The sequence below is a fragment of the Dorea sp. 210702-DFI.3.17 genome (genome assembly GCF_020560825.1).
Taxonomy (GTDB): Bacteria; Bacillota; Clostridia; order Lachnospirales; family Lachnospiraceae; genus Dorea; species Dorea formicigenerans.
Genome location: NZ_JAJCNB010000009.1, coordinates 38,704 through 58,407 on the forward strand (window position 1 = coordinate 38,704; position 19,704 = coordinate 58,407).

At 42.1% G+C, this 19,704-nt stretch carries 18 protein-coding genes; 14 read left to right on the forward strand and 4 right to left on the reverse strand.

Going from position 1 to position 19,704, the window contains the following annotated elements:
• Positions 1-7 precede the first annotated feature (7 nt).
• From LI149_RS06880 to LI149_RS06900, 5 genes are all read left to right on the forward strand, one after another.
• Positions 8-268, forward strand: coding sequence for a DUF1292 domain-containing protein (locus LI149_RS06880; RefSeq protein WP_005331675.1), 261 nt, complete (start codon positions 8-10; stop codon positions 266-268).
• Positions 268-726, forward strand: a complete 459-nt coding sequence (locus tag LI149_RS06885) for a Fur family transcriptional regulator (protein ID WP_227143132.1) — start codon at positions 268-270, stop codon at positions 724-726. The genes LI149_RS06880 and LI149_RS06885 overlap by 1 nt, the downstream gene beginning before the upstream one ends.
• A gap of 45 nt (positions 727-771) precedes the next feature.
• Positions 772-2,439 (forward strand): ribonuclease J, encoded by a 1,668-nt coding sequence (locus tag LI149_RS06890; RefSeq protein WP_040015345.1) that lies wholly within the window; start codon positions 772-774, stop codon positions 2,437-2,439.
• A 121-nt stretch (positions 2,440-2,560) separates the two neighbouring features.
• Positions 2,561-3,211 (forward strand): O-methyltransferase, encoded by a 651-nt coding sequence (locus tag LI149_RS06895; protein WP_005337843.1) that lies wholly within the window; start codon positions 2,561-2,563, stop codon positions 3,209-3,211.
• 73 nt (positions 3,212-3,284) lie between these two features.
• Positions 3,285-4,526: a U32 family peptidase gene (locus tag LI149_RS06900; protein WP_005331671.1), complete on the forward strand. Its 1,242-nt coding sequence runs from the start codon at positions 3,285-3,287 to the stop codon at positions 4,524-4,526.
• 128 nt (positions 4,527-4,654) lie between these two features.
• Here LI149_RS06900 and LI149_RS06905 read toward each other — a convergent pair whose 3' ends face one another.
• The 4 genes from LI149_RS06905 to sigK form a co-directional block, all read right to left on the reverse strand.
• A complete protein-coding gene (locus LI149_RS06905; protein WP_227143133.1) occupies positions 4,655-5,719 on the reverse strand; it encodes a PTS sugar transporter subunit IIC in 1,065 nt (354 codons plus the stop codon).
• Positions 5,720-5,866: 147 nt separating this feature from the next.
• A complete protein-coding gene (locus LI149_RS06910; protein WP_005331664.1) occupies positions 5,867-6,709 on the reverse strand; it encodes a response regulator in 843 nt (280 codons plus the stop codon).
• A complete protein-coding gene (locus tag LI149_RS06915) occupies positions 6,706-7,986 on the reverse strand; it encodes a HAMP domain-containing sensor histidine kinase (RefSeq protein ID WP_227143134.1) in 1,281 nt (426 codons plus the stop codon). The genes LI149_RS06910 and LI149_RS06915 overlap by 4 nt, the downstream gene beginning before the upstream one ends.
• A 58-nt stretch (positions 7,987-8,044) precedes the next feature.
• Positions 8,045-8,662, reverse strand: a complete 618-nt coding sequence (gene sigK / locus LI149_RS06920) for an RNA polymerase sporulation sigma factor SigK (RefSeq protein WP_227143135.1) — start codon at positions 8,660-8,662, stop codon at positions 8,045-8,047.
• A gap of 280 nt (positions 8,663-8,942) precedes the next feature.
• Here sigK and LI149_RS06925 point away from each other — a divergent pair, with 280 nt between their 5' ends.
• The 9 genes from LI149_RS06925 (at position 8,943) to LI149_RS06965 (ending at position 19,593) form a co-directional block, all read left to right on the forward strand.
• On the forward strand, positions 8,943-10,496 hold the full coding sequence (locus LI149_RS06925) for a YifB family Mg chelatase-like AAA ATPase (RefSeq protein ID WP_227143136.1): 1,554 nt from the start codon (positions 8,943-8,945) through the stop codon (positions 10,494-10,496).
• On the forward strand, positions 10,496-11,590 hold the full coding sequence (gene dprA, locus LI149_RS06930) for a DNA-processing protein DprA (protein WP_181972347.1): 1,095 nt from the start codon (positions 10,496-10,498) through the stop codon (positions 11,588-11,590). Before LI149_RS06925 ends, dprA begins: the two co-directional genes overlap by 1 nt.
• Positions 11,591-11,663: 73 nt before the next feature.
• Positions 11,664-13,745 (forward strand): type I DNA topoisomerase, encoded by a 2,082-nt coding sequence (topA, locus tag LI149_RS06935; RefSeq protein ID WP_227143137.1) that lies wholly within the window; start codon positions 11,664-11,666, stop codon positions 13,743-13,745.
• A 63-nt stretch (positions 13,746-13,808) separates the two neighbouring features.
• The gene (gene codY / locus LI149_RS06940; protein ID WP_005337824.1) at positions 13,809-14,594 is read left to right on the forward strand and encodes a GTP-sensing pleiotropic transcriptional regulator CodY; all 786 of its coding nucleotides are present in this window, start codon (positions 13,809-13,811) and stop codon (positions 14,592-14,594) included.
• Positions 14,595-14,621: 27 nt separating this feature from the next.
• The gene (locus LI149_RS06945) at positions 14,622-14,936 is read left to right on the forward strand and encodes a hypothetical protein (protein ID WP_040015344.1); all 315 of its coding nucleotides are present in this window, start codon (positions 14,622-14,624) and stop codon (positions 14,934-14,936) included.
• Between the two features lie 120 nt (positions 14,937-15,056).
• Positions 15,057-15,341 (forward strand): co-chaperone GroES, encoded by a 285-nt coding sequence (gene groES, locus LI149_RS06950; RefSeq protein WP_005337820.1) that lies wholly within the window; start codon positions 15,057-15,059, stop codon positions 15,339-15,341.
• Between the two features lie 68 nt (positions 15,342-15,409).
• Positions 15,410-17,035, forward strand: a complete 1,626-nt coding sequence (gene groL / locus LI149_RS06955) for a chaperonin GroEL (protein WP_005331654.1) — start codon at positions 15,410-15,412, stop codon at positions 17,033-17,035.
• A gap of 174 nt (positions 17,036-17,209) precedes the next feature.
• Positions 17,210-18,664 carry an IMP dehydrogenase gene (gene guaB / locus LI149_RS06960; RefSeq protein WP_005331653.1) on the forward strand — a complete coding sequence of 485 codons (1,455 nt, stop codon included), beginning with the start codon at positions 17,210-17,212 and terminating at the stop codon, positions 18,662-18,664.
• Between the two features lie 164 nt (positions 18,665-18,828).
• Entirely contained in the window at positions 18,829-19,593 is a 765-nt protein-coding gene (locus LI149_RS06965) for an N-acetylmuramoyl-L-alanine amidase family protein (protein WP_117605862.1), read from the forward strand.
• The last annotated feature ends 111 nt before the right edge of the window (positions 19,594-19,704 follow it).

Consider the following 19,704-nt stretch of genomic DNA (forward strand, 5'->3'; position numbering starts at 1 on the left):
AAGATTTATGGAAAAGATTACATTTGCGTCTGCAGATTCACAGGAAAATGAAGAGTTTTTTGTGTTGGAGCAGACAAAGTTAAATGGAGTATCTTATATTCTTGTCACGGATTCGGAAGAAGACGATGCAGAATGTTGGATTTTAAAAGACACGTCACCGGAGGAATCATCCGAGGCAATCTATGAGTTTGTGGAAGATGAAAAAGAACTGAATGGGATAATGGGAGTTTTTGAAGAACTTCTGGAAGATGTGGAAATTGAAAGGTAATGAATTATGTCAGTCAGGAGAGTTTTAAGAAAAAGTTAAAAGAAAAAGGGCTTAAAGTGACGAATCAGAGACTGCTTGTACTGCAGGTTCTTGCAGAGAATAAGGACAGACATCTGACTGCTGAAGATATCTATGAGCTCGTAAAAGAAGATTACCCGGAGATCGGGCTGGCAACCATTTACCGAACAGTGCAGTTGTTACTGGAAATGCAATTGGTGGATCGTATTAATCTGGATGATGGATGTGTGCGTTATGAGATCGGGGAAACGCTGGATGGCACAGGAAAGCACCATCATCACCATCTGATATGTAAAACATGTGGAAAAGTACTGCCTTTTAAAGACGACCTGTTGGATGAACTGGAGCGGCATATAGAGGAAGAGACAGGATTTCATGTGTTAGACCACGAATTAAAGTTCTACGGACAGTGCAGTGAATGTAGAAAGAAACAGAAATAGACCCTTTGTTACACTGGGGGTCTGTAATTACGTGGAGGTGTAAACTTGAAAAAAGAGAATATTGGAAGTATGCGTATCATTCCACTCGGGGGACTCGAGAAAATCGGAATGAACATTACTGCCTTCGAGTACGAAGACAGTATTATTGTTGTGGATTGCGGATTGGCATTCCCAGAGGACGGTATGCTTGGAATTGACCTTGTTATTCCAGATGTGACATACCTGAAAAACAATATTGAGAAAGTAAAAGGATTTGTTATCACGCATGGTCATGAGGACCATATTGGAGCATTAAGCTACATTTTACGGGAGATCAATATCCCAATCTATGCAACAAAGCTTACGATGGGTATTATAGAGAAGAAGCTGACAGAGCACAATCTGCTTCGCTCAACGAGAAGAAAAGTAGTAAAACATGGACAGTCTATCAACCTTGGACAGTTCAGGATAGAATTTATTAAGACGAACCACAGTATCCAGGATGCAGCAGCACTTGCAATCTATTCCCCGGCAGGAATTGTTGTGCATACAGGAGACTTTAAGGTAGATTATACACCAGTCTTTGGAGATGCTATCGATCTTCAGAGATTTGCAGAGATTGGAAAAAAAGGAGTACTGGCACTTTTGTCAGACAGTACCAATGCAGAACGAAAAGGCTTTACACAGTCTGAACGTACGGTAGGTATTACCTTTGATCATATATTTGCAGAACATCAGAATACAAGAATCATCATTGCGACATTTGCGTCTAATGTAGATCGTGTACAGCAGATCATCAACTCAGCGTGCAAGTATGACCGTAAGGTTGTGGTAGAAGGACGCAGTATGGTGAATATCATTCAGGTAGCACAGGAACTTGGATACTTGAATGTTCCGGAGAACACGATGATCGAGATTGACCAGCTTAAGAATTATCCGCCGGAGAAGACGGTTCTGATTACGACCGGAAGCCAGGGTGAGTCTATGGCGGCTCTTTCCAGAATGGCGGCAGACATTCACAAGAAGGTAACGATCATGCCAGGCGATACAGTTATTTTAAGCTCTAACCCGATCCCTGGAAATGAGAAATCCGTATCCAGAGTTATCAATGAGCTGTCTGAGAAAGGTGCAAATGTTATCTTTCAGGATGCTCATGTATCCGGACATGCGTGTCAGGAAGAATTAAAGCTGATTTATTCACTGGTCAAACCAAAGTATGCAGTACCGGTACATGGTGAGTACCGTCACAGAAAGGCGAATGCGAACCTGGCAAAATCTCTTGGAATTCCAAAAGAGAATGTCTTCATGCTTCATTCCGGAGACGTACTGGAAGTCAGTGAACAAGAGGCAAAAGTCGTAGATAAAGTCCATACGGGAGAGATTCTTGTAGATGGACTTGGTGTCGGTGATGTGGGAAATATCGTACTTCGAGACAGACAGCATCTGGCAGAGGACGGAATTATGATTGTAGTCCTGACGTTAGAGCGCGGAAGCAACCAACTCCTGGCAGGACCGGATATTGTGTCCCGTGGATTTGTCTATGTTCGTGAGTCAGAAGATCTTATGGAAGAGGCAAGACAAGTCGTAACTGACGCAGTAGAAGATTGCCTGAATCATCAGAGAAATGCTGACTGGAGCAAGATAAAATTAGTGATCCGCGATACAATGAACGAATTTATCTGGAAAAAAACAAAACGTCGTCCGATGATTTTGCCGATTATTATGGATGTATAAAGTGATATTTATTTAAAAGGGGACGTAGTACTTTGAAGAAGTGCTACGTCCCCAATTGCGAAGAGGGGTGTCTCCAATTGCGAGGTGGGGTGTCCCTGATTGAGGAGAGAGGTGGTTGTAAATGATCGTAGATGAGCGGATGGTGACTTATATCCGGTCGCTGGAGGTGCCGGAAAGCGCGGTAATTGAAGCGATTGAGCAGGAAGCTTTAAGAGACCGTGTGCCGATTATCCGGAAGGAAATGCAGAGTTTTCTGAAGGTTCTGCTGATGATCAAAAGACCGATGCGGATTTTGGAAGTAGGAGCTGCGGTTGGTTTTTCGTCAATTCTTATGAGTGAATATATGCCGGAAGGCGGGCATATTACAACAATAGAAAATTATGATAAACGAATTCCGATAGCCCGGGCGAATTTTAAACGGGCAGGGAAGGAAGAGCAGATTGATTTGATTGAGGGAGATGCCCTGGAAGTGATGCATGGCCTGGAAGGGCCGTATGACCTGATATTTGTGGATGCGGCAAAAGGGCAGTACATTCATTACCTTCCGGAAGTTATGCGGCTTCTTGGGACAGATGGAGTGCTTGTGTCAGATAATGTGCTGCAGGAAGGTGATATTATTGAATCCAGATTCGCGGTGGAGCGCAGGAACCGGACTATTCACAGCCGTATGCGGGAATATCTCTATGAGTTAAAGCATCATGATCAGTTGCAGACATCGATTATTCCACTGGGAGACGGCGTGGCATTAAGTGTAAAGCGCAGTGATATTTAAATAGTGATAGATATTTAAGCAGTGATATTTAAGAAGAATAGAAAATTAATAAAAAGAGAAGGAGAAGAGAAGTATGAGTCAGAAACGTCCGGAATTATTAATCCCGGCCAGCAGTCTGGAAGTATTGAAGACTGCGGTTATGTTTGGTGCAGATGCAGTATATATTGGTGGCGAAGCATTTGGGCTTCGTGCGAAAGCAAAGAATTTTTCCATGGAAGATATGAAGAAGGGTGTGGAATTTGCGCATGCACATGGTGTAAAAGTACATGTGACGGTCAATATTCTTGCGCATAATGATGATCTTCCGGGAGTAGAAGAGTATCTGAAAGAATTAAAAGAAGTTGGACCGGATGCGCTTATTATCGCAGATCCCGGTGTGTTTGAGCTGGCAAAGGAAATCTGCCCAGAGATTCAGCGCCACGTCAGCACGCAGGCGAATAACACGAACTATGCGACCTATCAGTTCTGGTGGAAGCAGGGAGCTTCCCGCGTAGTATCTGCCCGAGAATTATCCTTGAGAGAAATCAAAGAAATCCGTGAAAGGATCCCGGCTGAGATGGAGATTGAAAGCTTTATTCACGGAGCAATGTGTATATCATATTCCGGAAGATGTCTGCTTAGTAATTTCTTTACCGGTCGTGACGCAAATCAGGGAGCATGCACGCATCCGTGCCGCTGGAAATATTCCATCGTGGAAGAGACGAGACCGGGAGAGTATATGCCTGTCTATGAAAATGAGCGTGGAACATACATTTTCAACTCAAAAGACTTATGCATGATCGAGCATATTCCGGAAATGATCGATGCCGGAATCGACAGCTTTAAAATTGAAGGGCGTATGAAAACGGCTCTTTATGTTGCAACAGTTGCAAGAACTTATCGCAAAGCGATAGATGACTATCTGGAAGATCCACAGAAATACAGAGATAACATGCCTTGGTATCTGGATCAGATATCTAACTGCACCTATCGTCAGTTCACTACAGGATTTTACTTTGGAAAACCAACCGAAGAGAGCCAGATCTATGACAGCAATACTTATGTAAAAGAATATACTTATCTTGGAATTGTAGGAGAAATCTGTGACGGGCGCTGCAAGATTGAGCAACGTAACAAATTCTCAGTCGGTGAGACAATTGAGATTATGAAACCGGATGGAGAAAATGTAGAAGTCACAGTCAAACGGATTATCAACGAAGAAGGTGAAGACCAGGAGAGTGCACCACATTCTAAACAAGTGCTCTATATTGAGTTAGAAGGCGGTCAGGCAAGTCCATATGATATTTTGCGCAGGCAGGAGCCAGAAGTTCAGTAAGGCGGTAAATGAGAACTTGTTGCATAGAATATCATGAATTTCATTTCTTGTGTAATAAAAAAAAGATGCGCTGGCGAAGCGCATCTTTTTTAATATGTATCAATGTCAATATCGATGGAGTGCGATACTTACATTCCAGGCTCAAGCTCTGCTTCTGCCATTTTTTCGGCTGCTTCAGATGCTTTCTCGTAAGTTCCGTTTTTCATACGAATGTGTTTGAAAATTGTTCCACCTACAAGTCCTGCAACACTTCCTCCGATAGCTGCGAACAGAAGAGCAAGTAATACATTCTGAACCGGGTTAAATGCAAATGGTGCTAACAGTCCAGGGATTGGAGATGCTGTACCAGGTGCATCGTTCACAATGTGGAATACTGCTGCTGAAATTCCGGCAAATCCACCTCCGAAGAAGTTAGAACCGTAAATCGGAATCGGGTTAGAAGTAACGATTGGAGCCTGTGTTAATGGCTCAAGCATAACGCCGATCACATTACCTTTGTTACCAAGTTTCAGTTTGTGGAATACAAGTCCATTTGTAAAGGATCCACCAAAACATGCGATGGCTGCAATACCCATTGGAAGACCGGTCAGTCCTAACATAGCTGTGAGCGCCATAGAACTAAGCGGCGATGTACAGATCATCTTCATCATTCCACCTAACAGGAATCCCATAACGATTGGAGACTGGTCTGTAGCAGCAGAAATAGTAGCACCAATGTGTGACAGAATCCATGTTACACCAGGATCAACAACTGTTACAATAATACGGGCAACTGGAGCAATTACAAGTGCTCCTGCAATAATGTTAATTCCAACAGGAAGTTTCTTTTCAATAATCGGAGCGATGAATCCGATGACATAACCTGCGATAAATCCAGGAAGGATTCCGAATCCACCAACAGCAACACCGGCTACAACTGCGAATAACGGGTTAGCACCCATTGCAATTGGAACAAGAGTAGCTGCGGCAACGCCGCCCATGCTTCCGGAGATATCTCCAACTTCACGTAAGAATGCAATGCCAATCAGATCACCGGAAATATACTTATGAATTGCTTCAACAAGGAATGTTGCAACGGCTGCGTCTGCCATACCGCCCATTGCAAGAGATCCTTTTGGCATCTTCAGACTGAAAATAGAGAAGACTGCCAGAGTGACGAGTAGTAAACCTACACCAGATAAAATTGTTACCATACTTTGTACCTCACATTTCTTTGATTTGTTATTTTAATAACATCGCCGTGTTTATTGATGAGATTAATATATAAGCATGGTTACAAAAAGTATCAAATGGTGTCAAAATACCATTAAAAATTTAACAAATCACGATAACTTTGTGCATTATTGACAATAAGAGGCCAATGCGTTCAAAAACTGCTTAATCCTTACATTGCCGTGCTTATCAGTCTTTCCACGTATAAAATCCATTTCTCTGCGAACCTGCTCAAAATTGTATAATGTGCTGGAATAGTCTACAAAAATTTCGTTACTATAATCTTCAAGACCAAGGTGAGCCAGGTTTACAAGGCCATTAAATGCTGTTCTGCGTATGCGCTGCTCCATAGATTTCGGTGTATCACAGAAGCGGCTGCACAGATCGCTAACTGTCAGTGAGTCAGCATGATCCTGGTGGTCGACCAGATATTTGACGATAGAAATGATATCTTTACTGCCAATATCCCCGATAATACCGATTCTTGTAAGGATCGTGCGAAGGGAATTCTCAATCTGCTCACTATTGTCAGGTACAGTCACAGTTGCAGGGCTGGTATCTTCCATAAAAATGTTTTGCATTTTGCGGACCATTCGTTTCATAGATAAGCCATCGGAAACTTTTTTGATGACAGCTTCTACTTCCACACTATTAATTGGTTTCTGGATAAAGAATTCAATCCCGGCTTCATAGGCAGAAGCAATCATATCTTTGGAGGACACTTGAGACAGCATAATATAAGATGCATCTGGTACTATTTTTCGAGCCTGTTTTACAAAGCTGATTCCGTCCATCTCAGGCATGAGCAGATCTACAATTACAATATCCGGTTTAGCTGAAGGAAGATCTTCCAGTGCTTCAGCCGCATTATTAGCACTGCCGCAACATACCCCAAGTCCTCGTTCATTTATAATTAGTTTCAAAATGTTACAAATATTTTTGTCATCGTCTATAAAATAGAAAGACATCATTTTGACATTACCTCCAATTCATTTAAAGGAATGCAGATGGTAAAAACTGTCCGACCAGGAACAGAGGTCAGACCAATTGTTCCATGTAATTCCCCTTCTACAAGATCTTGTACCAGATTCAGCCCAAGTCCCCGGCTGACTTCCCCTGTCTGGAAATTAATCTTGGTTGAGAATCCAGTCTTAAATACTTCTCCTATGTATTCAGCCGGAATTCCCGGGCCGTCATCAGTAACGGTAAAAATAGCCTGCCCATCTTCGATGACCTCTGTGACAGAAAGATTAACTGTGTCAGTCTTCGAAGCTTCCAAAGCATTTACAAAAAGGTTACGGAAGATGGAAAGAAGGGCATAGTGGCTGGAAGTATAGAAATTTTTCTGATATTCATAAGTAAGATTCAGTGTCTTTCCCTGTGATTCCGCCAGATTGGTGATGGAAGATTTTAAAAGGGAGAGCACTTCTTCCAGATACATACCGTCATTTTCCAGTTCCTGTTCCAGTGCTTCGGAAATTCCACGCATGATCAACAGATATTCTTTCTTTATCTCGTGAATATCTTTTGCAGTAGTAAGCGCAGAAGAGGCAAGGGCAGGATCGGCACCTGAGTCACGCAGTGTTTCAAAGAGCCGGTAAGAATTATTCATAGTTTCTTCGATTAATGTAGTATTTTTCTTCATCCAGACAATTTCCCCATTGAGTTTGGAGAAGAGAAGTACCAGTTTCTGATAACGTTCCTCATGTTCTTTCTTAATTAAAAAGATCCGGTATTTTTCAAAGAGCAACATGACAAGCCATGTGAGACAGGAACGCATAACAGCAGCCAGAAAGATTCCGGACTGCATGTGAAGCACAAGGGAACTGAGTTCCAGTCGTACGAGAAGCTCGATAAAGTTTGCCAAGTAATCGATCAGAATCAGAGCTCCCAGTGTCAGGTTCCGCTTTTCGTGAGTAGCAGCCGACAAGTGATCAAACCGTCTGATATACAGATGTAGAAGAAGTCCGTAGCAAAGATAGAAAGCTATCTCCGGCATATAGTGAGAAGGACTCGTCCAGTGCCCGTGGGTGATCCAGTAGACGATCATACGCATAGAAAATACACCGATTGCGGATAAAAATGTAACCGGAATCAGTGGGAAATTGGACATTAATAATCCACAAGCGGCCAGAATAACGACTGCAATGGATATTTTAAAGTTTGCTGTGAACCAGTTAATACTGAGCTGCGAAGTTAAAGCAATTGCGAAACTGTAAAATATAGATTTTTTCAATATATCTTTCATAATATATACCACACCCTATACCTAATATAGTACAGGAAAAAAGAAGACTGCGCAAGTATTAAAAATACCCACGCAGTTTTTCAATAGCGCTCTTTTCGATTCTGGATACATAGGAGCGGGAGATGCCAAGAAGCTTTGCAATTTCGCGCTGTGTATATTCTTCTTCGTTATACAGACCATAGCGCATTTTTAAGACCAGACGTTCCCGGGTGGATAATTTAGACTCTACGTGTTGATATAATTTCAAAATATCATCTTTTTCCTCGATTTTCCGGTGGGCCTCCTGATCGTCTGTCTCAATTACATCGAAAAGCTGGATTTCGTTGCCTTCCCGGTCCGTGCCGATTGGTTCATAAAGGGAGACTTCCCGAGAAGTTTTTTTTCTGGCACGCATATGCATCAGAATTTCATTTTCAATACAGCGTGCAGCGTAAGTTCCGAGACGTACGTTTTTTTCCGGATTAAATGTAACGACTGCTTTGATCAGCCCGATGGTGCCAATGGAAAGCAAATCTTCAGCTTCTTCTACATTTGCCTGATATTTTTTGACAATATGAGCTACGAGCCGGAGATTATGCTCAATCAGGATATGCTTGGCATTTAAGTCGCCCTCGATATATTTTTGCAGGTAATATTGTTCTTCAGAAGCAGTCAGGGGAAGGGGGAAAGATTTCAAGAAATGCACCTCGAGACAGATTTGATATAGTTTATGATGGAAAATGAAAATTTGTGCTTTTCCCATGTGGAAAAGTGTGCTATACTGATGCTACTTCAGACAGGAAATTCTTCCGTCTGCAGGAGATCTGTTGTATCGGGCGGTATCCGCCGGAGAATCCAACGATTTTGATTGAGATTGATTGTTATTAATTGTTACCTGATTATCGAAAAAATCTATGAGTGACTGAACATGAAAATGTGAATAAAAAGTATAGTTCAGTTAGAAATGAGGTGTATGAATGGCATTTAGTTCAATTGCGTCTGCCTGTGTTCAGGGACTTCACATTGAAGTGATCCATGCAGAATCAGATGTCAGTAATGGTCTTCCGATGTTCCATATGGTGGGATATCTTTCGTCGGAAGTGAAGGAGGCTGCTGAGCGGGTGCGGACTGCAATCCGTAACAGTGGATTTTCGCTTCCACCTAAGAAAATCGTAGTAAATCTGTCGCCGGCAACGGTGAAAAAGAAAGGAGCATCTTATGATCTTCCAATCGCATTATCTGTATTAGAAGCTGTTGGCAATATTCCTGCAAAAGCGCTGGAGAGAGTTCTTGTAGCCGGGGAACTTAGTCTGGACGGGAAAGTACGTGAAGTAGAGGGAGTTCTGCCAATCGTTCTGGAGGCAAAGCTGCAGGGATTTCACACATGTATTTTGCCTGAAAAAAATGTAAGAGAAGGGCGTCTTGTTCCGGGAATCCGTATTATAGGTGCCGGGACATTGGAACAATTGTGCCGGGATTTAAATAAGAAGGAAAGGTTAGGGGAAAAAATATCAGAGACGAAAGCAATCACTGAGTTTAAACAGATATGGGAACCGGAGATGTTATATGATGTGGATTACAGTGATATCTGTGGACAGGATATGGTGAAGCGGGCGGTTGAAGTTGCAGTAGCGGGTGGTCATAATCTGTTGCTTGTAGGTCCGCCGGGAAGCGGAAAATCCATGGTGGCAAAGCGAATCCCGACCATTTTACCGCCGATGCAGTTGGAAGAGAGTATGGAGGTGACAAAGATTTACAGCGTGGCAGGGATGGTAGACCGGGAACATCCGTTGATTACAAAACGTCCATTTCGAAGTGTACATCATACGGTAACGAGAGCAGCACTTATTGGTGGTGGTGTGATACCGAATCCGGGGGAAATCAGTCTTGCACATGGAGGTGTCTTATTTCTAGATGAACTGGCGGAATTCCATAAGCCAGTGCTGGAAGTTTTAAGACAACCTCTGGAGGAACATAAAATCCGGATTTCCAGAAACAGTGGATGTTATGAGTATCCGGCTGATTTTATGTTGATTGCGGCAATGAATCCGTGTCCTTGTGGAAATTATCCGGATTTGAACAAATGTAATTGTACAAAAACGCAGATTCAAAAATATCTGGGCCATGTAAGCCAGCCTTTTTTAGATCGTATGGATTTATGTGTAGAGGCTTCAAGGGTAGAATATGGGGAATTACACAAGACTGGAAAAGAGGAAACATCAGCAGAAATACGTAACCGTGTCTGCACAGCGAGAAAAATCCAGGAGCAGCGTTATGAGGGGACCGATATCCGGACAAACTCCGGAATCGGAGTACGGCAGATGAAAGAATTTTGCCAAATTGGAGAAAAAGAAGAAAAACTGATGCGATGTGCATTTTCAACGATGAATCTGACTGCCCGGACTTATCATAAAGTATTGAAAGTCGCCAGAACGATCGCTGATCTGGACGGGGAAGAACAGATTGGATGCAGTCATCTGAAAGAGGCGCTTGGATACCGTATGCTGGATAAAAAATACTGGGGGAGGTAATGTGGGTGATTTATGAATACTGGTTTGCCAGAATGAAAAATATCTCTGATAATAAGAAGAAAAAACTAAGAGAGGCATATGGCTCTGCAAAAGAGATATATTATATAGAAGAAACTCAACTCAGATTACAGAATTTCCTGACAAAAAAGGATATAGAACAGCTGAAAATGGCGAGAAAGCAGAAAGATTTAGAAGAAAAATATTATAATATGGAAGAAAAAGGAATTGACTTTGTGCCATATTTTCAAAAAACATATCCGAAACGGTTGTCGGAGCTTGACGGTGCACCGTATGCACTTTACGTAAAAGGGAAACTGCCGGAAGAAGACCGGCCTTCGGTAGCGATTATCGGAGCAAGAAGATGTAGTAATTACGGGGAAGGGCAGGCGCTGGAATATGGAAAATGTCTGGCATCAGCCGGGGTACAGATTATCAGTGGTCTTGCACTTGGTATTGACGGGGCCGGACAACGGGGTGCGCTAAATGGAGGGGGAACAACTTATGGCGTGTTAGGCTGCGGTGTGGACATTTGTTATCCGAGAGAAAATATCGGTCTGTATATGGATATTCAGAGAGAAGGAGGGATTATTTCGGAGCAAATACCAGGAGAACCACCTATGTCATATCATTTTCCACTGAGAAATCGTATCATCAGTGGATTGGCAGATGTAGTGCTTGTGATGGAAGCGAAAGAAAAAAGCGGATCTTTGATTACTACAGATATGGCACTGGAACAGGGGAGGGACGTATATGCTCTTCCAGGGCCTGTCACAAGTACTCTTAGTCAGGGGTGCCACAGGCTGATCAGACAAGGTGCGGGCATATTAATCTCGCCGGAAGAATTCCTGAAAGAACTGCAGATTGAGGTTTCTGAAAACTCTACAGAATTATTAAAAAATGAAAAAATGCTTGAAACAACAGAAAAAGTGGTGTATAGTTGTCTCGATTTGTTCCCCAGAAATGTAAGTGAGATTCAGGTGAAGACCGGGCTTGATGCACGGATTCTTATGGAGACACTTATGACGCTGGAGATGGAAGGATATATAAAAGAAACGGCAAAGAATTATTATGTCAGAATGTCAGATGTGAGATGAAACATTTGCATTTGAACGAAAATAGTGTACGGGAATTTGCCCGATACAGATAACATGGAGGTTAGATACAGATATGGCACGATATCTCGTGATAGTGGAGTCACCGGCAAAGGTGAAAACAATCAAAAAGTTTCTGGGAAGTAATTATGTGGTGGCTGCGTCAAATGGACATGTCAGAGATCTCCCGAAAAGTCAGCTTGGTGTAGATGTGGAGAATGACTACGAACCGAAGTATATTACGATACGTGGAAAAGGTGAGATCCTTGCAAATCTCAGAAAAGAAGTGAAAAAAGCAGATAAAGTTTATCTCGCAACTGACCCGGACCGCGAAGGAGAGGCGATTTCCTGGCATCTGAGTAAAGCATTGAAACTGGAGGATAAGAAGGTTTATCGTATTAGCTTCAATGAGATCACCAAGAATGCGGTGAAGGCATCTCTTAAGAACCCGCGGGATATCGATATGGATCTGGTGGATGCACAGCAGGCGAGACGTGTGCTGGACCGTGTGGTTGGATACCACATCAGTCCCCTTCTTTGGGCCAAAGTAAAGAGAGGTTTAAGTGCCGGTCGTGTGCAGTCTGTAGCGCTTCGCATTATAGCAGATCGTGAGGCGGAAATCGATGCATTTATTCCAGAGGAATACTGGACTCTGGATGCAGAGCTGAACGTAAAAGGTGAGAGAAAGCCTCTGATCGCGAAGTTCTACGGAACAGAGAAAGAGAAGATGACGATTGAGTCGAAAGAACACTTGAATAAGATTTTAAAGGAGCTTGATGGTGCGGACTATGAAGTGAGTGAGATCAAAAAAGGAGAGCGTACAAAAAAGGCACCGGTCCCATTTACGACAAGTACACTGCAGCAGGAAGCTTCCAAAGCTTTGAATTTTGCAACCTCCAAGACGATGCGTATTGCGCAGCAGCTTTATGAAGGAGTTGATGTCAAGGGAAGTGGAACCGTGGGTATTATCACATATCTTCGTACGGATTCTACCCGTATTTCCGAAGAGGCAGATGCGAATGTAAGAAGCTATATTGGAGAGCAGTATGGCAGTCAGTATGTGGCAGCAGAAGGCGCCAGGAAAAGTGGCAGTCAGAAGATTCAGGATGCTCATGAGGCAATTCGTCCGACGGATGTTACCCGCACTCCGGCTATGTTGAAGGATTCCTTGTCCCGTGACCAGTTCCGCCTGTATCAGCTGATCTGGAAACGTTTTGTTGCAAGCCGTATGATGCCTGCAGTTTATGAGACTACTTCTGTAAAAATCGCAGCAGGAAAATATCGTTTCAATGTTGCAACATCAAAGATTGCATTTGAAGGATTCCGTCTGATCTATACGGAGGCGGGAGAAGAAAAAGATGAGAAGGGTGTGCTTTTAAAGGGACTGGATGAGAACAGTGAACTTTCTCTGGAACAGTTTGACAGTAAGCAGCATTTTACACAGCCGCCGGCACACTACACAGAGGCGTCTCTTGTAAAGACTTTGGAGGAGCTGGGAATCGGACGCCCAAGTACTTATGCACCGACAATTACATTGATTATAAATAGAAGATACGTTGCGAAGGAAAATAAAAACCTTTATATGACAGAACTTGGAGAAGTTGTTAATAATATAATGATGCATTCATTCCCAAGTATTGTGGATGTCAGTTTTACGGCAAATATGGAAAGTCTTCTGGACGGTGTTGCGGAAGGAAAAGTCAGATGGAAGACGATTATTGAAAATTTCTATCCGGATTTGGACGCAGCCGTGAAAAAAGCGGAAGAAGAACTGGAAGAGGTAAAAATCGAGGACGAAGTAACGGATGTAATCTGTGAAGAATGTGGCAGAAACATGGTTATCAAATACGGTCCGCATGGAAAATTCCTGGCATGTCCGGGATTCCCGGAATGTCGGAATACAAAGCCGTATCTGGAAAAGATTGGTGTAAAATGTCCGATGTGCGGAAAAGATGTAGTAATTCGCAAAACGAAGAAGGGAAGACGTTATTACGGTTGTGAAAATAATCCGGAATGTGAGTTCATGTCCTGGCAAAAACCGTCTGAAAAGAAGTGTCCTCAGTGTGGAAATTATATGGTAGAAAAAGGAAATAAACTTCTTTGTAGCAATGAACAATGTGGTTACACTGAAAGTATAAAAAAAGAGAAAGAAAATTAAGGAAATTTATTGAATAAGCGTGAATTGTATGATAATATACACTCATAGATGGAGGAATTGCATATGGGCGTACAATTATTAGATAAAACTAGAAAAATCAACAAATTACTACACAACAATAATTCGAGCAAGGTTGTATTTAATGACATTTGTGATGTCTTGACTGAGATACTGGAGTCAAATGTTCTGGTAGTCAGTAAAAAAGGAAAGGTGCTTGGAAAAAGTCGGTGCCTGAATGTACAGCCGATTGGAGAACTGATTGCCTGTGAGGTTGGCGAGCATATTGATGGTATGTTGAACGAGAGATTGCTTAGTATCTTATCAACAAAGGAGAATGTAAATCTTCAGACACTGGGATTTTCTGCTGAGGCAAGCGGAGGATATCAGGCAATCATCACGCCAATCAATATTGCAGGAGAGCGTCTCGGAACATTGTTCATTTACAAAGTAGATAAACCATATGAGATTGATGATATCATTCTCAGCGAGTATGGAACAACAGTTGTAGGACTGGAGATGCTCCGTTCTGTTAACGAAGAAAGTGCAGAGGAGACAAGAAAAGAACACATTGTACAGTCTGCGATTAGTACATTATCTTATTCAGAACTTGAAGCGATCATTCATATTTTTGATGAGCTGGATGGCTCAGAGGGAATTCTGGTTGCAAGTAAGATTGCAGACAGAGTTGGAATCACCCGTTCTGTAATTGTAAATGCTCTGCGCAAGTTTGAAAGTGCAGGCGTGATTGAATCTCGTTCATCAGGAATGAAAGGAACTTATATCAAAGTTGTAAATGATTATGTATTTACAGAACTGGAGCACATCAAGGAAGAAAAGAACAGAGGTTAAACTTTGAAAAATCGGAGGAAGGACAACATGTATGAAGAGTGTCCGGCGCTGCTTCAGATGACGCGGACGTTTTTGGAAGATGGAGAAAAAGATGAAATCATTCATCATTGTAAAGTAATCCGGTATGATCCGGAAGAAGAGAACATATACTTAATTGCAGGAAAATCAGATATCACAAGTTTTTTGCTGGACGGAGTATATAGATGTACGATCAATAGTGAAAAAAAAGAAATCTGGTGCCAGGGCGTCATACGTGAAAGATACTGTAATAAAGTCGGAAAAGTCTTAGTATTTCGTGTACAAAACGGCTTTTATGAAAAAAATATAAACAAGATAAAATAAATAAAAGAGTGTTGACAAAAGAGAAAGAGAGTGCTATTTTATACCTAGAGTTTTTAATAGCACTCTCTTTTTATGAGTGCTAACAACATAAAAGAGATGTTAAAGCAAGGAGGAATAAATATGAAATTAGTACCATTAGGAGACAGAGTCGTATTGAAACAGATCGTGGCTGAGGAGACTACAAAGTCAGGAATCGTATTACCTGGACAGTCTAAAGAAAAACCACAGCAGGCAGAAGTTGTGGCAGTCGGACCAGGCGGAACTGTTGATGGAAAAGAAGTGAAGATGAACGTAACAGTAGGACAGCAGGTTATCTATTCTAAATATGCAGGAACATCTGTTGAGATTGAAGACGAAGAATATATTGTTGTGAAACAGGATGATATTTTAGCAATCATCGAATAAGGAATGTTTGTTGATTTTAAATAGTTTGTGCGAAATCAGTAAAGTCTAATTTAGGAGGCAGTTTAATCATGGCAAAGGAAATTAAATACGGAGCAGAAGCAAGAGCAGCCCTGGAAGCAGGAGTAAATCAGTTAGCAGATACAGTAAGAGTGACACTTGGACCAAAGGGACGTAACGTAGTACTTGACAAATCATTTGGCGCACCACTGATTACAAATGATGGTGTTACAATCGCAAAAGAAATCGAGTTAGAAGATCCATTTGAGAATATGGGAGCTCAGATCATCAAAGAAGTTGCATCTAAAACAAATGATGTAGCAGGAGATGGTACAACAACAGCTACTGTACTTGCACAGGCTATGGTACATGAAGGAATGAAGAACCTGGCAGCAGGTGCTAACCCGATTATTCTCCGTAAAGGAATGCAGAAAGCTACAGATGCAGCCGTTGAGGCAATTAAGAACATGTCCAGCAAAGTTAACGGTAAAGACCAGATCGCTAAGGTTGCAGCTATTTCAGCAGCAAGCGAGGAAGTAGGCCAGATGGTAGCAGATGCTATGGAGAAGGTCTCTAACGATGGTGTTATCACAATCGAAGAATCTAAGACAATGAAAACAGAGCTTGACCTTGTAGAAGGAATGCAGTTCGATCGTGGATACATTTCTGCATATATGGCAACAGATATGGATAAGATGGAAGCTAATTTGGAGGATCCATATATTCTGATCACAGATAAGAAAATCAGCAACATTCAGGAAATCCTTCCAGTACTTGAGCAGATCGTTCAGTCAGGATCCAGACTCCTGATCATTGCAGAGGATGTTGAGGGTGAAGCTCTTACAACCCTGATCGTAAATAAACTGCGTGGAACATTCAATGTTGTTGCTGTAAAAGCACCTGGATATGGTGACAGAAGAAAAGAGATGCTCAAAGACATCGCTATTCTGACAGGCGGACAGGTAATTTCTGAGGAGCTTGGATTAGAGCTGAAAGATACTACTATGGATCAGCTTGGACGTGCAAAATCAGTCAAAGTACAGAAAGAGAATACAGTTATCGTAGACGGCTGTGGAGACAAAGATTCCATCCAGGCAAGAGTTGCTCAGATCAAAGCTCAGATTGAGGATACAACATCTGAATTCGATAAAGAAAAACTTCAGGAGAGACTTGCAAAACTGGCAGGCGGAGTTGCAGTAATCCGTGTCGGAGCAGCAACAGAAGTTGAGATGAAAGAAGCAAAACTTCGTATGGAAGATGCTCTGGCAGCAACAAGAGCAGCAGTAGAAGAAGGAATTATCTCTGGTGGCGGTTCTGCATATATCCATGCAGCAAAAGAAGTAGCAAAATATGCTGCAACACTGGAAGGTGATGAAAAGACAGGAGCTAATGTAGTTCTCAAAGCACTGGAGGCTCCATTATTCCACATTGCTGCAAATGCAGGACTGGAAGGCTCTGTTATTATCAATAAAGTATCTGAGTCTGAACCGGGCGTAGGATTTAACGCATTGACAGAAGAGTATGTAGATATGGTAGAGGCAGGAATCCTTGATCCGGCTAAAGTAACAAGAAGTGCACTTCAGAACGCAACAAGTGTAGCATCTACGCTTCTGACAACAGAGTCTTGTGTAGCGAACATCAAAGAAGATACTCCGGCAATGCCAGCAGGCGGCGGAGCAGGCATGGGAATGATGTAAGAATAGTGTATTAGCAATTCTAATAATCATAGATTAGTATTATGAAAACTCCCCCTTTAGGGAGTTTTCTTTTTAATACAATTTGTGGTAAAATAGAGAAAATGGTTGACAAATGCCGACTGTTTTTTGTATCATAGCTTTTAAATATTACAAAGGAAAGTGAGGATAATAATCATGGGAAAGATTATTGGAGAAGGTATTACATTTGATGACGTACTTTTAGTACCAGCTTATTCAGAAGTAATTCCGAATCAGGTTGATCTGTCAACATATCTGACAAAGAAGATCCACCTTAACATACCGATGATGAGTGCAGGTATGGATACGGTTACAGAGCATCGTATGGCAATTGCTATGGCTCGTCAGGGAGGAATCGGTATCATTCATAAGAATATGTCTATTGAGGCTCAGGCTGAAGAGGTAGACAGAGTAAAGCGTTCTGAGAATGGTGTTATTACAGATCCATTTTATCTTTCACCGGATCATACACTGGCAGATGCTAATGAATTAATGGCTAAATTCCGCATTTCAGGTGTGCCGATCACAGAGAACGGAAAGCTGGTCGGTATTATCACGAACCGTGATCTGAAATTTGAGGAAGATTTCTCAAAGAAGATCAAAGAGTCTATGACTTCTGAGGGGCTCATCACAGCACCGGAAGGAATTACACTGGAGGAAGCGAAACGGATCCTTGCAAAAGCAAGAAAAGAGAAACTTCCAATTGTAGATAAGGATTTTCACTTAAAAGGACTTATTACAATTAAAGATATTGAAAAACAGATCAAATACCCTCTTGCAGCAAAGGATTCACAGGGACGTCTTCTTTGTGGTGCTGCTATTGGTATTACAGCAAACTGTATTGAGAGAGCTCAGGAGCTTGTCAATGCAAAGGTTGATGTTGTTGTTCTTGATTCTGCACACGGACATTCAGCAAATGTTATCCGCACAGTGGATATGATCAAGTCTAAATTCCCGGATCTTCAGGTTATTGCTGGTAATGTTGCAACAGGAGCGGCTACAGAGGATCTGATCAAAGCAGGAGCTGATGCAGTTAAGGTTGGTATCGGACCTGGATCCATCTGTACAACACGTATCATCGCAGGTATCGGTGTGCCTCAGATTTCAGCAGTTATGGATTGCTATGAAGCAGCAGATAAATATGGAATTCCGATTATTGCTGATGGAGGAATCAAGTACTCAGGAGATATGACAAAGGCAATTGCAGCCGGAGCAAATGTATGTATGATGGGAAGTATCTTTGCAGGTTGTGACGAGAGCCCTGGAACATTTGAGTTATATCAGGGAAGAAAATACAAGGTTTACCGTGGTATGGGATCTATCTCCGCTATGGAGAACGGAAGTAAAGACCGTTACTTCCAGACAGATGCCAAGAAACTGGTACCGGAAGGTGTCGAAGGACGTGTCGCTTACAAGGGAAGCGTAGAAGATACTGTATTCCAGTTAATGGGAGGTCTTCGTTCCGGTATGGGTTACTGTGGAGCACCGACAATCGAAGATTTGAAGGAAAAAGGAAGATTTGTCAAGATTTCTTCTGCATCATTAAAAGAGAGTCACCCACATGACATCCACATCACAAAAGAAGCTCCGAACTACAGCGTAGACGAGTAAGATCAGTAATTCACTGGTGAGCTGCTTTTGCATTGAAAGATAGAATTTGTGGCTGAGTGAACAGCAGATAATAAAATTCATAAATTAATAAGAATTCATTCATAAAATGTTTCGCTGGAATATGTAGAATATATATCAGATGAGTGATGACTCCACCTCTATAGGTGGCGGGCAGCAAGAATGCCTGGGGCATTCTTGGATCAGAAAAAGGCGGGGCAAAGAACGTGCAGATGAAGAGGAACAGAAAAAGAAGAACTCTAAGCACGACAAAGAAGAAAAGAAAGACCCAGCGGAATATCCGGCTGGGTTTTCTTATTCTTGGAATTGTGCTAGTGGTCATGTTGATTATAAAAATAAATAATCCGGGATTTTTTTCCAATAAGTATTATGAGGTGGATACGAAAGCAGTGGATGCATCAAAGCCTGATATTGACGTGGAGCTTCTGACACCGAATCCATATTCCAGATCGCAGGAGAAGACAGACAAGATTACAGGGATTGTTATCCACTATACAGCTAATCCTGGAGCAACGGCTATAGGTAACCGGAATTATTTTGAAGGGTTAAAAGACAGTCACGAGACGAAAGCCAGCAGTAATTTCGTGGTGGGACTGAACGGAGAGATCGTGCAGTGTATTCCGACCTGGGAAGTGGCGTATGCATCGAATGACCGGAATTATGATACAGTATCCATCGAATGTTGCCATCCGGATGCGACTGGAAAGTTTAATGATGCGACTTATCGTTCTATGGTCCAACTGACAGCGTGGCTTTGTCTGAAGTTCAACCTGACAGAAGAAGATGTGATCCGCCACTATGATGTGACTGGGAAAATCTGTCCGAAATATTTTGTGGAAAATGAAGGCGCATGGGATCAGTTCCGGAAAGATGTAAAGGCAGCTATGGCGATGAACAAGAATCCGGAATAGGAATGAATAGAAAAAATAAGGCAGTTGCGAAATAAGATAATTGTTGGTATAATACACCCGGTAAGACAGAAAAGAAGTGGATAAAGAGGCCACATTTGACACAGGAGTAAT